Genomic DNA, 12,779 nt, shown 5'->3' with positions numbered 1-12,779 from the left:
CTGTCTCCCCCCCGCCTCGCTCGACGGCATCGATCTCTTCTATCCCGATCCGTGGCCGAAGCGGCGGCACTGGAAACGCCGCTTCGTCAGTCCCGCCAATCTCGACCGCTTCGCCCGCGTGCTCAAACCGGGCGGAAAATTCCGCTTTGCTTCCGATATCGATCACTACGTCAACTGGACGCTGCTGCATTGCCGGGCGCATGGCGCATTCGAATGGCAGGCGCGCGACGCCGACGACTGGCGCCAGCCATACGAGACCTGGGTGCGGACCCGATACGAGGCGAAGGCCATTCGCGAAAACCGCATCCCGGCCTATCTGACATTCGTCAGGACGTAGAAACGGGCGGAAACGAGACCCGCGCCAGCAGTCCTCGTCCGGTAGGTGGCGTCAGAAGGTTGAGCCTCGCGCCGAACAGCTCGGCGATTTCCTCTACGATCGGCAAGCCGAGGCCCGCGCCGGGTTTGATGCCGCCACTGCCCCGCGCAAAGCGCTGCCGCACCGCTTCGATCTGGTCGGGCGGGATGCCCGGCCCATTGTCCTCCACCTCCAGCACGACCGCCTCGTTCGCCAGAACCCGAACGGTGATCTCGGCCCCGCTGCCTGCATAGGCGATCGCGTTTTCGAGGAGGTTCCCGACCAGTTCGGCCAGCAGCAGCGGCTCGCTGCGGATCATCGCCGGCTCCGCTCCGTCGAAACCGAGGTCGATGCCGGCCGCACGCGCCGCCACGATGCGGTCGGCGGTGCAACTTTGCGCAAGCTCGGTGAGATCGATCGGGACCAGATGCTTCAGCCGTTCGGATGCAGTTTCGTCGATCTTGGCGAGCAGAAGCAATTGCGCTAGCACGCGCTCGGCATGGGCGACGGCTTCGTCGCCAGTCATGGCCGCCATACGCGCCTCGTCCAGCGAACCCGCCCGCGCCGACAGCGCAAGCTGCGTCCTGATGATGGTCAGCGGCGTGCGCAACTGATGGCTGGCATTGCCGGTGAAGTGCCGCAGCGCCTCTATTGCCGCGTTCAGCCGGCCCATGAAGGAGTTGACCGCCTCGACCAGCCCCTTCACCTCGTTTGGCGCCGGCTGTTCGATCGGATGCAGGTCGCCCGGATTGCGCTCGGCGATGGCGTCGCGCAGCCGGTACAGCGGTCCGAGCGAGGCGGTGACCGCGAACCAGACGATGATCGCCGCCCCAAGGATCAGGATCGCCAGCCGAACAGCGGAGCGCAACAGGATCGTATTGGCAAGCTGCGTGCGTGCGATGGTGGTTTCGGCGACCGTGACCACGAAAGGTATGGAATCTACACCCGTCGACGCGGATCGCGACAGCGCCGCCAATCGGATCGGATCGCCTCGGAAAACAGCATCCGCAAAGGACGGATTTCCCCGCACCTCTCCCGAGATCGTCGGCAGATTTTCATAGCCGGTGATGAACGTGCCGGGCGGCCCGTCGACGCGGTAGAAAACCCGATCCTGCGCTGCCGATGTCAGCATTTCGAGTGCCACGTAGGGTATGTCGACCTCCAGGCTGCCATCTTCGGCAACCACCACGCGCTCCGCGATGGCGAGCGCCGACCCCGCAAGAACGCGGTCGGAAACCGCGTCAGCGGTGCGCACCGCCTCCCGGTAGGTGTCGAGCAGCGCGATCAGGCCGATCGCAACGAGCGGCACCAGCAGCCAGACGAGCAGCCTGCGGCGCAGCGAATAGCCGGCGGTCACGAGGCTTGCGTCTTTTCGAGGTAATAGCCGATGCCGCGCGCGGTGCGGACGGTCAGGCCGTGCGGCGCCAGCCGCTTGCGCAGCCGGCTGACATATTGCTCGATCGCATTGGCGCTCAAATCCTCGTCGAAGCCGGCGAGCGATTCGATGATCGACTGCTTCGCCACGACCTTGCCGGCGCGCATGAACAGCGTCTCCAGCAGGCTGATCTCTCGCGCCGGGATATCGATGGCGACGCCGGCCGCCGAGAAGGTGCGCGAATTGAGGTCAAGCGAGACCTCGCCGAACGAAACCGTAGCGGACTTCTGGCCCGCTTGCCGCCTGAGCAGCGCCCGCACCCGAGCCTCCAGTTCGCCCACGTCGAACGGCTTGGCCATATAGTCGTCGGCGCCGAGATTGAGTCCCTTGACCCGGTCGTCGGACGCGCCGCGGGCCGACAGGATGAGCACGCTGGCATCGTGCTGGCGCGCCCGCATGATGCGCAGCACCTCCAGCCCGTCATGCTCCGGCAGGTTTAGGTCGAGGATGACCAGATCGAAGCGCTCGGTCGCCAGCACGGCGATCGCCGACGCTCCATCGCCGACAATATCGACCGCATAGCCGCTGCCTTTCAGCACCGCGGCCAGGCCGTTTGCCAGCGTGGCATTGTCTTCGACGACCAATATGCGCAAGCGGCCCCCTTTCCCGCACAATCCTAGAACCACCGCCCGAACTTGTGAACACTACCAGCATGCGGCATGGTCGGCCCGCCATGCCGTTTTTCGTTCTCATCGCTTTCCTGCTGGTCGGCTTCGGTCCCGCTCAGGCCGAAATAGCAGTGTTCCCGGCCGCCAATGGAGACCCGGCCGCGCGTACGCTCACCGTCTATTCCTCGCTCGACGCGCCCCTGGCGGTAGCGATGATCAAGGGATTTCAGCGAGCCAATCCCGCAATTGCAGTGCGCTACGAGGATCTGCAGACCGTCGATATCTATGATCGCATCGTCGCGGAAACCGATGCCCAGGGCGAGACGGCCGACATAGCATTTTCTTCGGCGATGGACCTGCAGGTCAAGCTCGCCAATGACGGCTATGCCCAGCAGAGCGATCTGCCGATGAGTGCGCGCTGGCCGCGCTGGGCCAACTGGCGCAATACAGCCTATGCACTGACCTTCGAGCCGGCGGTCTTCGTCTACCACAAGCCGAGCTTCAGGGACGCCGCCCCGCCCGCCACGCGGCGGCAGTTCGTGGATTTCCTGGAAGCCCAGGGCGACGCCGTCTTCGGCCGCATCGCCACCTACGACATAGAACGCTCCGGCGTCGGCTTCATGTTCATGTCGCGCGACCAGGAGCAGTTCGATGACATATGGTCGGTGATCGGGGCGATGGGCGCTGCCGGCGTCAAGCTCTATTCAACCAGTTCCGCAATCCTCGAGCGCATCGCCGACGGGCGTTTTGTCCTCGGCTACAACATTCTGGGCTCCTATGCAGCCGACTGGGCGTCGCGCGATCCGGATGTCGGCATCGTGCTGCCCAGGGACTATACCGTCGTCATGTCGCGGATAGGGCTGGTTCCGGCTGCGGCGCGGGCTCCCGACCTCGGCCGCCGATATCTCGAATACTTCATGTCGGCGGAAGGCCAGGCGGTGATGGCGCGCGAGTTGCAGATCGCCGCCGTCAATCCAGACGTTTCGGGCGAGAACACCGCCAACACCATGCAGGCCAATCTTGGCGCGCAATTGCGCCCAGTGCCGGTCAGTCCGGGGCTGATGGTCTATCTCGACCAGGTCAAGCGCACCCGGCTGATCAAGCGCTGGAACGACGCCTTGCGAGGCCGATAGCGACCTGACAAGATGCTGGCGAGGTTGTCAGCCTGATGACAGGTTTATGTGGTGATGTGATGCCCGGTCCGGTCGCCGGAGGCGGCCAGACCTTGAGAAGTTTGGGAGGACTTCAAGCTCTTTTCCTCGACCATCGTCCGGCCTCGCAAGTCGGTGCGAGCGGTGCGGGGGCTTCCAAACCGGAAGCGAGGGGCGCCGGCTCTTGCCGTGCGCTCCGCCGCGATAGTCGCAATGACGCCGCCTCCCTGAAGGCAGGCGAACAGAAGGAGGAAATTCAGTGAAGCATTTCGTATTTGCATCCATCCTCGGCGCCTTTTTGGCGCTGCCGGCCCACGCGGCCGACTACAAGATCATGGCGCCCGCCGCTCCTGGCGGCGGCTGGGACCAGACGGCCCGCTCGATGCAGACCGCGCTGCAGGACGAGAAGATTTCCGGCAACGTGCAGGTGACCAATGTTCCGGGCGCCGGCGGCACGATCGGACTTGCCCAGTTCGTCAACCAGGCTAGCGGCGACCCGTCGCAGTTGATCGTCGGCGGTTATGTCATGGTCGGCGCAATTCTCACCAATGCGTCTCCGGTGACGCTCGACCAGGTAACGCCGATCGCTCGCCTCACCGGCGAATATGAAGCGATCGTTGTGCCTGCCGCTTCCGACATCATGGACATGGCCGGTCTGGTCGAAAAGCTGAAGGCCGATCCGGGCGCGGTTTCCTGGGGCGGCGGTTCCGCCGGCGGCACCGACCACATCACGGCCGGCCTGATCGCCAAGGCCGTCGGCGTCGACCCGACCAAGGTCAACTACATCGCCTTTTCCGGCGGCGGCGAAGCGCTCGCCGCCATCCTTGGCGGTCAGGTGACAGTCGGCATCTCGGGTTACGGCGAGTTTGCCTCGCAGATCGAAGCCGGCGCGTTGCGCATCATCGGCATTTCGAGCGACGAGAAGGTTGAAGGCATCGACGCGCCGACCTTCAAGGAAGCCGGTGTCGACGTTTCGATCCAGAACTGGCGCATGGTTGCGGCTGGTCCCGGCATCACCGACGAGCAGACGGCCGCCATAAACGCCGACATCGAAAAGATGGCGATGTCGGAAACCTGGAAGAAGATCCTCGCCGACAATGGCTGGGCGAACACCTATCTCGCCGGCGACGAGTTCAAGGCCCAGCTTGCCAAGGACATCGAATCGACTTCGGCCATTCTGAAAGATATCGGCCTCGTTAAATGAGCGACGGCAACCAGCCACGTCAGGAGCGTCGCCCCGACCGGGCGGCGCTTGTCATTGCCGCGGCGCTGGCTGTGGTTGCTATTGTGATCGCCTGGAGCACCGCCAATATGGGCGGTGCAGCTACCTATGCGCGGATTGGGCCAACAACTTTCCCCTATGTGATCGCCTTCGGCCTGTTTGTCCTTGCGATCTGTACGGCATATGTAGCTTTACGCGGCGATTTTCCGCAGCGCGAAGAACAGAACTTTCCGCCGATGCTCTGGATTGTCGGGGGCCTCGCGGCGCAGATGCTGCTCCTGAAAACCGTCGGCTTCTCGATCGCCACCGGCCTGCTTTTTGCAGCCACCGCACGCGGTTTCGGCAAGGGTCCGTTGTGGATGACGGTGCCGCTCGGCATTGTTCTCGCCTTCGCCATCTGGTTCGTCTTCGCAAAGGGCCTGCAGCTAGCTCTGCCCGCCGGTCCCCTTGAGCGACTATTTTAAGCGAGGTTAGACGAAGGCATGGATACTTTCGCTCTGCTCGCGCAAGGGCTGCTTACCGCCCTCGAGCCCATCAATCTGTTTTACGCACTGGTTGGCGTGACGCTTGGCACCGCTGTCGGCGTGTTGCCGGGCATCGGCCCGGCCTTGACTGTCGCGCTGTTGCTGCCTGTCACCTACAAGCTTGATCCCGCCGGTTCGCTGATCATGTTCGCAGGCATCTATTACGGCGGCATGTATGGCGGTTCGACCACCTCGATCCTGCTCAACACGCCTGGCGAAAGCGCTTCCATCGTCACTGCGCTCGAAGGCAACAAGATGGCCAGGGCGGGGCGTGGCGGCCCGGCGCTTGCGACCGCGGCGATTGGATCCTTCATCGCCGGGCTCATTGCTACACTCGGCCTGGCTTTCATCGCGCCCTGGATCGTAAGCATTGCGCTGTCGTTTGGGCCGGCTGAATATTTCGCGCTGATGGTGCTTGCCTTCATGACCGTCTCGGCGGCTTTCGGCGATTCGGCGCTGCGCGGATTGACGGCGCTGGCCATCGGCCTGACGCTAGGCCTGATCGGCATCGACCTCCAGACCGGACAGGCCCGGCTGGCATTCGGAATTCCCGACCTTTTGGACGGCATCGAGGTGACGACGCTGGCAGTCGCTTTGTTTGCGGTCGGAGAGGCATTGAGCGTTGCGGCGACCAAGAGCGCCCGCGAACAGAAGATCGAGCCGGTAAAAGGCTCGGTGTGGATGAACCGTGAGGACTGGGCGCGTTCATGGAAGCCTTGGCTGCGCGGCACCGCTATCGGCTTTCCAATCGGGGCGATGCCGGCGGGCGGCGCCGAAATCGGCACCTTCCTGTCCTATTCGGTGGAAAAGCAACTCACCACGAAACCCGAGGAATTCGGCCATGGCGCCATCGAGGGCGTCGCCGGGCCGGAGGCGGCAAACAACGCGTCCGCCGCGGGCACGCTCGTGCCGCTGCTGACGCTCGGCCTGCCGACGACCGCGACGGCCGCCATTATGCTTGCCGGATTCCAGCAATTCGGCCTGCAGCCGGGGCCGCTGCTGTTTGCCAACAATCCGCAGCTTGTTTGGGGCCTGATCGCCAGCCTTTTGGTCGCAAATTTCATGCTCGTAGTGTTGAACCTGCCGCTGATCGGGCTGTGGGTCAGATTGTTGAGCATCCCGACGCATTGGCTTTATGCCGGCATCCTGATGTTCGCCACGCTCGGCACGATCGGAGCCAACCCGTCGAGTTTCGAACTCGGCATGCTGCTGGCGTTTGGTCTTATGGGATATGGGCTTAGGCGCTTCGGCTACCCGATCGCGCCGGTGGTCGTCGGGCTGATACTCGGACCGATGGCGGAGCAGCAATTGCGCCGCGCGCTTGCGATCAGCCAAGGCGATCCGACTGTTCTGGTAGGCTCGCCGATCGCCATCGTTCTACTTCTACTAGCGGTAACCGCCGTCGTCCTGCCGATGATCCTGCGGGCGCGGGGACAAGGCAAGGTACTGGCGCAATTGGCCGGCGACGAGGATTGAAGTCCTCCCCAGTTGCTGTGCGGCCGGGGGTAGCGACTATTGACGGCAATTAGAGGCTTTTGATCTGGCGGAACCGCGCGGGATCGATCCCCAGGGCGCGCAGATCGCGCGCTGCCGGTTGGCGGCCATTCTCGACCGCGGAGGCGGCCGCAATGGCGCTGCCGAACAGGTTGAAAAATTCGCCTAGTCTCGCGCGCTGTTGACGATATGACATGCTATGTTCCTTTCGCGTTGTGCGATGCAACATAGGTAGGCACTCGGCGGGCGGTTTGTCAGACCCTTGGCCGCAATGCAGGCATGCCGCCGGCGCATTGGTGCTTCGTATCGTGCTCCTGCGGCGAGGCCGTCGTCGAGATGTCTGGCGACATGCGTCAACTCTTGCAAATAACTCCCAATAGGACTATATCGGCATCAAATTCTTGGTCGGTATGACGAAGAGTGGGTCCACCCGGTCCCGCTCTTTTTTGTTACCTGGACCGCCCGGAGACGGCATGAGCGAAACCACAGGCGAAGGCATCGGCGACGACCGCATCATCCGCGAGAGCGGCATGGATGCGCGCGTGGCGTCGATCATCCAGCCGGTGTTGCGCGCTATCGGCTTTCGCCTTGTGCGCGTGCGGCTGTCGGGCCAGAACGGCCTGACCCTGCAGATCATGGCCGAGCGCGAGGACGGCACGATGACCGTCGAGGATTGCGAAGAGGTTAGCCGTGCGGTGTCGCCGGCGCTCGACGTCGACGATCCGATCGACAAGGCCTATCATCTCGAAGTTTCGTCGCCCGGCATCGACCGTCCGCTGGTCCGCAAATCCGATTTCGCCGCGTGGACCGGTCATCTCGTCAAGATGGAAACGTCGATCCTGGTCGCCGACCGCAAGCGCTTTCGCGGCAAGATCGTGTCAGCCGACGAGGATGGCGTCGTCATCGAGCGCGACCAGGCGGCTTATGGCGAGGAGCCGAGCGTTCGTGTGCCGTTCGAGGCGATCGCCGAGGCGCGGTTGATCCTGACCGACGATCTCATTCGCGACGCGTTGTCGAAGGACAACAAGGCGCGCAAGGAAGCCAGGAAGCGTCGTGGCGAACCCGACGACGACCAGGAAGAACAGAACGAAACCGAAGTTTGATTGAGCAGCCGCGCGGAAGGTTCCGCCGGCATTGTTCCGGGAGACGAAAATGGTAGTCAGTGCGAACAGACTTGAACTGCTGCAGATCGCCGATGCGGTTGCGCGTGAGAAGTCTATCGACAAATCGATCGTGATCGCGGCCATGGCCGATGCGATCCAGAAGGCCGCACGCTCGCGCTACGGCCAGGAAACCAACATCCGCGCCGACATCAATCCGAATACCGGTGAGATGAAGCTGCAGCGGCTGATGGAAGTCGTCGAGAACGTCGAAGACTACGCCACGCAGATCGCGCTGTCCTCGGCCCGCGAGCGCAATCCGGACGCGCAGGTCGGCGACTTCATCGCCGAGCAGCTGCCGCCGATGGATTTCGGCCGCATCGCCGCCCAGTCGGCCAAGCAGGTCATTGTGCAGAAGGTGCGCGAGGCTGAGCGTGATCGCCAATACGACGAATACAAGGACCGTATCGGCGAGATCCTCAACGGCACTGTCAAGCGGGTCGAATACGGCAACGTCATCGTCGATCTCGGCCGCGGCGAGGCGATCATCCGCCGCGACGAATTGATCCCCCGCGAAAACTACAAGTACGGCGACCGCGTCCGCGCCTATGTGTACGACGTGCGCCGCGAGCAGCGCGGCCCGCAGATTTTCCTGTCGCGCACACATCCGCAGTTCATGGCGAAGCTCTTCACCATGGAAGTGCCGGAAATCTATGACGGCATCATCGAGATCAAGTCGGTCGCCCGCGACCCGGGTTCGCGCGCCAAGATCGCCGTGATTTCGCGCGATTCGTCGATCGACCCGGTCGGCGCCTGCGTCGGTATGCGCGGCTCGCGCGTCCAGGCGGTCGTCGCCGAACTGCAGGGTGAGAAGATCGACATCATTCCGTGGTCGCCATCGGCCGCTTCCTTCATCGTCAACGCGCTGCAACCGGCCGAGGTCGCCAAGGTCGTTCTCGACGAGGATGCCGAGCGCATCGAAGTCGTGGTGCCCGACGACCAGCTTTCGCTGGCCATCGGCCGCCGCGGCCAGAATGTGCGCCTCGCTTCGCAGTTGACCGGCTGGGACATCGACATCCTCACCGAGCAGGAAGAATCCGAACGCCGCCAGAAGGAATTCGTCGAGCGTTCGACCCTGTTCATGGAAGCGCTGGACGTCGATGAGATGGTCGGCCAGGTGCTGGCTTCCGAAGGTTTTACCAGCGTCGAGGAAGTGGCCTTCGTCGACCAGGACGAGATCGCCTCGATCGACGGCTTCGACGAGGACACGGCTAACGAAATCCAGTCGCGCGCCAAGGAGTATCTCGCCAAGATCGAAGCGGAGCATGACGAGAAGCGCCGCGCTTTGGGCGTTTTGGACGAACTGCGCGAAATCCCCGGCATCACCACCGCCATGATGGCGACGCTCGGCGAGGACGGCGTGAAGTCGATCGAGGACTTTGCTGGTTATGCGGTCGACGATCTTGTCGGCTGGAAGGAGCGCAAGGACGGCGAGACCAAGTTCTTCACCGGCGTTCTGGCAAATCACTCGATTTCGCGTGCGGACGCCGAGCAGATGGTGATGGCCGCCCGCCTCAAGGCCGGCTGGATCACCGAGGAAGAATTGGCCGGTGAAGAAGAAGCGGCCGATCTTGCCGCCGGTGCGTGAGGTGAACACGCATCGCACACGAGCCGCCCTTGGACGAGATGAACGATCGCACCTGCATCGTCACGCGCAACAGCGCCGATCCGGATGAGCTGATCCGTTTCGTCGTCGGGCCGGACGGCGCCATCGTTCCCGATCTGAAAAGAAACCTGCCCGGCCGCGGTTGCTGGGTTACCGGCGAGCGCCTACATATAGAAAAGGCTGCGGCCAAGAACCTGTTTTCCCGAGCGTTCAGGAAAGAGGTGGCCGTTCCGCCGGATCTCGGCGCGATGATCGACGCGTTGCTCGCGAAATCGGCGCTCGGCGCGCTTGGTCTGGCGCGCAAGGCAGGCGCCGTCGCATTGGGAGCGACCAAGGTCGAAAGCGTCGTGCGCAGCGGCGAAGCCCTACTCGTACTGCATGCCGAAGAGGCATCGCCGGACGGATTGCGCAAGATCACTCAGGCGAGGCGGGCGACCGCCTACGCCGGCGGACCCCATATCCATGCCTATAAACTTTTTTCGGAAGCCGATTTGAGTTTGGCATTGGGGGGTACAAATGTGATACATGCTGCCGTTCTCGCGCAAGACGCGGGAAAAGCGGTGTTGAAGCGCATGGTTGCGCTTGACCGATACCGGGGCGGATCCCCGGATGACCGGGCAATGTTTGCGGCAATTGCTGACGGAGATGAAGCCGCAGAGGATATGGAATGAGCGATACGAAAACCGGTGACGACAACACGCTGAGCGTTAACACCAAAAAGACGCTGACGCTGAAGCGGCCCGGACTGGAGCAGGGCACCGTGCGGCAGAACTTCTCGCATGGGCGCACCAAGTCCGTGGTTGTCGAAACCAAGAAGCGCAAATTCTCGATGCCCGGCGACAAGCCGGACGCGGCGGCCTCGGTGTTCAAGCCGAAGCCGGCGGCGCCCGCGGCTGCTGCTCCGGCCGTCCAGCAGGAAGCGCCCAAGGCGGCCCCGGTCGAGCGTCCGCACATCGTCTTGAACGAGCTGTCCACCAGCGAGATGGAAGCGCGCCGTCGCGCCCTCGAAGGTTCGAAGGCTCGCGAGGTCGAGGACCGCCAGCGCGCCCTTGAGGAAGCCAAGCGCCGCCTCGAAGAGGAAGAGCTGCGCAAGCGCGAGCGTGAAGCTTCCGCCCGCCGCCAGGCGGAAGAGGAAGCGCGCCTGCAGGCCGAAGCCGAATCGCGCCGCCGCGCCGAAGAAGAAGCGCGCCGCCGTGCGCCGCAATCCGACATCGGCGTTGATGATGAGCCGGAGGCCAAGAGCAAGAGCCCGGCGCTCGCCCGCGGCGCGCCGATCAAGCGCATCGTCACGCCGGAAGTGGCGCGTCCCGCCAAGGCCAAGGGCGAGGAAGATCGGCGCCGCGGCAAGCTGACGCTCAGCACGGCGACTTCGGATGGCGACGGCCGCGCCCGCTCGCTGTCGTCGATGCGTCGCCGCCAGGAGAAATTCAAGCGCGCCATGCATCAGGAGCCGCGCGAGAAGATCGTGCGCGAAGTCGTGCTGCCCGAAACCATCACCATCCAGGAACTCGCGCAGCGCATGTCCGAGCGCGCGGTCGATGTCGTCAAATATTTCATGAAGCAGGGTCAGATCCTGAAGCCCGGCGACGTGATCGACGCCGACACCGCCGAACTGATCGCCTCCGAATTCGGCCATACGGTTCGCCGCGTCGCCGAGTCGGATATCGAAGGCGGCCTGTTCGATGTCGAAGACAAGCCCGAGGATCTGAAGCCGCGTTCGCCGGTCGTCACCATCATGGGCCATGTCGATCACGGCAAGACCTCGCTGCTCGACGCCATTCGCAACGCCAATGTCGTGTCGGGCGAAGCCGGCGGCATCACCCAGCATATCGGCGCCTATCAGGTTGAGAAAAACGGCCAGAAGATCACCTTCATCGACACGCCCGGCCACGCCGCCTTTACGGCGATGCGCGCCCGCGGCGCGCAGGCCACTGACATCGCCATTCTGGTGGTGGCAGCCGACGACAGCGTGATGCCGCAGACGGTGGAATCGATCAGCCACGCCAAGGCTGCCGGTGTCCCGATCATCGTGGCGATCAACAAAATCGACAAGCCGCAGGCCGATCCCCAGAAGATCCGGGCCGACCTGCTGCGCCATGAAGTGTTCGTGGAATCTATGGGCGGCGACGTGCTGGACGTCGAGGTCTCGGCCACCAAGGGCACCAATCTCGACAAGCTGCTCGAGGCGGTCCTGCTGCAGGCCGAGCTTCTCGACCTCAAGGCAAACCCCGACCGCACCGCCGAGGGCGTCGTCATCGAGGCCAAGCTCGACAAGGGCCGCGGCCCTGTCGCGACCGTCCTGGTGCAGACGGGCACGCTCTTGGTCGGCGACATCGTCGTCGCCGGCAGCGAGTGGGGCCGTGTTCGCGCGCTCGTCACAGATCGCGGCGAGCAACTCGACGAAGCCCTCCCGGCGACCCCGGTTGAAATCCTCGGCATCCAGGGCACGCCCCAGGCCGGCGATCGCTTCGCAGTCGTCAACAATGAGGCGCGCGCCCGCGAGATCACCGAGTATCGCCAGCGTCTGGCTCGCGACAAGGCGGTGGCCAAGCATGTCGGCCAGCGCGGTTCGCTCGAGCAGATGATGACGCAATTGCAGTCGAGCGGCCTCAAGGAGTTCCCGCTCGTCATCAAGGGCGACGTGCAGGGCTCGGTAGAGGCTATCGTTGCAGCGCTCGACAAGCTCGGAACCGACGAGGTGCGGGCACGCATCGTTCACGCCGGCGCCGGCGGCATCACCGAAAGCGACGTGTCACTGGCGGCAACCTCTGGCGCGGCGATGATCGGCTTCAACGTCCGCGCCAACCCGCAGGCGCGCCAGGCGGCGGAAGCCGCCGGCATCGAGATCCGCTACTACAACATCATCTACAATCTGGTGGATGACGTTAAGGCGGCGATGTCGGGCCTGCTGTCGCCGGAGCGTCGCGAGACCTTCATCGGCAATGCGGAAATCCTCGAGATCTTCGACATCACCAAGGTCGGCAAGATCGCCGGCTGCCGTGTCACGGAAGGCAAGGTCGAACGCGGTGCGGGCGTCCGCCTGATCCGCGACAACGTCGTCATTCACGAAGGCACGCTGAAGACGCTGAAGCGCTTCAAGGACGAAGTGTCGGAAGTCCCTGCCGGCCAGGAATGCGGCATGGCGTTCCAGAACTACGAAGACATGCGCGCTGGCGACGTCATCGAGTGCTTCCGCGTCGAGATGGTGACCCGCACGCTTTAGC

Annotated in this window: 12 protein-coding genes; 9 read left to right on the top strand and 3 right to left on the bottom strand. The window is 63.8% G+C overall.

All coding sequences use genetic code 11. The features are described 5' to 3' along the window. Window positions 1-337 (top strand): tRNA (guanine(46)-N(7))-methyltransferase TrmB (trmB, locus tag MAXJ12_RS02090; protein WP_008834086.1); only part of this gene is annotated, 337 nt, incomplete at its 5' end. On the opposite strand, the gene MAXJ12_RS02085 is transcribed toward trmB, so the two are convergent. Together MAXJ12_RS02085 and MAXJ12_RS02080 are read right to left on the bottom strand one after the other, a co-directional pair. After that, window positions 327-1,712 carry a sensor histidine kinase gene (locus MAXJ12_RS02085; RefSeq protein WP_008834085.1) on the bottom strand — a complete coding sequence of 462 codons (1,386 nt, stop codon included), beginning with the start codon at window positions 1,710-1,712 and terminating at the stop codon, window positions 327-329. The genes trmB and MAXJ12_RS02085 overlap by 11 nt on opposite strands. Further along, window positions 1,709-2,383 carry a response regulator gene (locus MAXJ12_RS02080; protein ID WP_008834084.1) on the bottom strand — a complete coding sequence of 225 codons (675 nt, stop codon included), beginning with the start codon at window positions 2,381-2,383 and terminating at the stop codon, window positions 1,709-1,711. The genes MAXJ12_RS02085 and MAXJ12_RS02080 overlap by 4 nt, the downstream gene beginning before the upstream one ends. Window positions 2,384-2,463: 80 nt before the next feature. Here MAXJ12_RS02080 and MAXJ12_RS02075 point away from each other — a divergent pair, with 80 nt between their 5' ends. From MAXJ12_RS02075 to MAXJ12_RS02060, 4 genes are all read left to right on the top strand, one after another. Further along, window positions 2,464-3,531 (top strand): ABC transporter substrate-binding protein, encoded by a 1,068-nt coding sequence (locus tag MAXJ12_RS02075; RefSeq protein ID WP_040584624.1) that lies wholly within the window; start codon window positions 2,464-2,466, stop codon window positions 3,529-3,531. Window positions 3,532-3,808: 277 nt separating this feature from the next. Then, the gene (locus MAXJ12_RS02070) at window positions 3,809-4,753 is read left to right on the top strand and encodes a Bug family tripartite tricarboxylate transporter substrate binding protein (protein WP_008834082.1); all 945 of its coding nucleotides are present in this window, start codon (window positions 3,809-3,811) and stop codon (window positions 4,751-4,753) included. Beyond that, window positions 4,750-5,235 (top strand): tripartite tricarboxylate transporter TctB family protein, encoded by a 486-nt coding sequence (locus MAXJ12_RS02065; protein WP_008834081.1) that lies wholly within the window; start codon window positions 4,750-4,752, stop codon window positions 5,233-5,235. Before MAXJ12_RS02070 ends, MAXJ12_RS02065 begins: the two co-directional genes overlap by 4 nt. Before the next feature lie 18 nt (window positions 5,236-5,253). Next, entirely contained in the window at window positions 5,254-6,771 is a 1,518-nt protein-coding gene (locus tag MAXJ12_RS02060) for a tripartite tricarboxylate transporter permease (RefSeq protein WP_008834080.1), read from the top strand. 49 nt (window positions 6,772-6,820) lie between these two features. On the opposite strand, the gene MAXJ12_RS38135 is transcribed toward MAXJ12_RS02060, so the two are convergent. Then, window positions 6,821-6,985 (bottom strand): hypothetical protein, encoded by a 165-nt coding sequence (locus tag MAXJ12_RS38135; protein ID WP_008834079.1) that lies wholly within the window; start codon window positions 6,983-6,985, stop codon window positions 6,821-6,823. A 277-nt stretch (window positions 6,986-7,262) separates the two neighbouring features. On the opposite strand from MAXJ12_RS38135, the gene rimP reads away from it, so the two are divergent. Genes rimP through infB form a run of 4 tightly spaced genes read left to right on the top strand, consistent with a single transcriptional unit; the run spans window position 7,263 to window position 12,778 of the window. Beyond that, entirely contained in the window at window positions 7,263-7,892 is a 630-nt protein-coding gene (rimP, locus tag MAXJ12_RS02055) for a ribosome maturation factor RimP (RefSeq protein ID WP_008834078.1), read from the top strand. A gap of 49 nt (window positions 7,893-7,941) precedes the next feature. Continuing rightward, window positions 7,942-9,537: a transcription termination factor NusA gene (nusA, locus tag MAXJ12_RS02050; RefSeq protein WP_008834077.1), complete on the top strand. Its 1,596-nt coding sequence runs from the start codon at window positions 7,942-7,944 to the stop codon at window positions 9,535-9,537. Window positions 9,538-9,575: 38 nt separating this feature from the next. Continuing rightward, entirely contained in the window at window positions 9,576-10,226 is a 651-nt protein-coding gene (locus MAXJ12_RS02045; protein WP_008834076.1) for an RNA-binding protein, read from the top strand. Further along, window positions 10,223-12,778: a translation initiation factor IF-2 gene (gene infB, locus MAXJ12_RS02040; RefSeq protein WP_008834075.1), complete on the top strand. Its 2,556-nt coding sequence runs from the start codon at window positions 10,223-10,225 to the stop codon at window positions 12,776-12,778. The genes MAXJ12_RS02045 and infB overlap by 4 nt, the downstream gene beginning before the upstream one ends. Window position 12,779 lies beyond the last annotated feature (1 nt).

The sequence above is a fragment of the Mesorhizobium alhagi CCNWXJ12-2 genome, from assembly GCF_000236565.1.
Classification (GTDB): Bacteria; Pseudomonadota; Alphaproteobacteria; order Rhizobiales; family Rhizobiaceae; genus Allomesorhizobium; species Allomesorhizobium alhagi.
The sequence above is the reverse complement of the archived record's forward strand: the minus strand, read 5'-3'. Positions and strand labels throughout refer to the sequence as shown.

Coding starts and splice junctions, on each gene's coding strand:
- MAXJ12_RS02075 (WP_040584624.1), top strand. CDS start 2,464: ATGCCGTTTTTCGTTCTCATCGCTTTCCTGCTGGTCGGCTTCGGTCCC.
- MAXJ12_RS02065 (WP_008834081.1), top strand. CDS start 4,750: ATGAGCGACGGCAACCAGCCACGTCAGGAGCGTCGCCCCGACCGGGCG.
- MAXJ12_RS02060 (WP_008834080.1), top strand. CDS start 5,254: ATGGATACTTTCGCTCTGCTCGCGCAAGGGCTGCTTACCGCCCTCGAG.
- MAXJ12_RS38135 (WP_008834079.1), bottom strand. CDS start 6,985: ATGTCATATCGTCAACAGCGCGCGAGACTAGGCGAATTTTTCAACCTG.
- rimP (WP_008834078.1), top strand. CDS start 7,263: ATGAGCGAAACCACAGGCGAAGGCATCGGCGACGACCGCATCATCCGC.
- nusA (WP_008834077.1), top strand. CDS start 7,942: ATGGTAGTCAGTGCGAACAGACTTGAACTGCTGCAGATCGCCGATGCG.
- MAXJ12_RS02045 (WP_008834076.1), top strand. CDS start 9,576: ATGAACGATCGCACCTGCATCGTCACGCGCAACAGCGCCGATCCGGAT.
- infB (WP_008834075.1), top strand. CDS start 10,223: ATGAGCGATACGAAAACCGGTGACGACAACACGCTGAGCGTTAACACC.